Source organism: Micromonospora sp. M51 (assembly GCF_018070305.1).
Lineage (GTDB): Bacteria > Actinomycetota > Actinomycetes > Mycobacteriales > Micromonosporaceae > Micromonospora > Micromonospora parva.
Window position 1 is genome coordinate 1 of record NZ_JAGPXZ010001458.1, and the last position, 525, is coordinate 525.

The 525-nt window shown below is 72.0% G+C and carries 1 protein-coding gene; it reads right to left on the reverse strand.

Annotated elements, in window-relative coordinates:
• Positions 1-50: 50 nt before the first annotated feature.
• Positions 51-525 (reverse strand): cellulose binding domain-containing protein (locus KBX53_RS35430; RefSeq protein ID WP_210864082.1); only part of this gene is annotated, 475 nt, incomplete at its 5' end.

Here is a 525-nt window from a genome sequence, read left to right on the forward strand (position 1 = left end):
CCTGTACGACGACCAGTTGACCCCCGCCCGGGTGCGGCGCCGGACGGGGGTCAACTGGTCGTCGTACAGGAGACCAGCGGAACCGGGTTGCTGCCGTTCCACGAGCCGAGGAATCCGAACGTGGTGCTCGCTCCGGCGGCGAGGGTGCCGTTGTGCGAGGCGTTGCGCGCGGTGACCTGCGTGCCGCTGCTGCTGACCGTCGCGTTCCACGACGACGTGACCTGCTGGCCGTTGGCGTAGTTCCAGGTGACCGACCAGCCCCGGGTGGGTGAACCGCCAGCGGTCACCTTCACGTCGGCCTGGAAGCCACCGGACCACTGACCGGTGACCTGGTACGTCGCCGTGCAGGCACCGGCCGGCGGCGGGGTGCTCGGCGGCGGGGTCGTCGGCGGCGGGGTGGTGGGCGGCGGGGTCGTCGGCGGGGGAGTGGTCGGCGGCGGGGTGGTCGAGCCGCCGCCGAAGTCGACGTCGCTGCACAGGTAGTACGACTGGTCGAAGTGGCTGGCCTGCCAGACGGTGTAGACG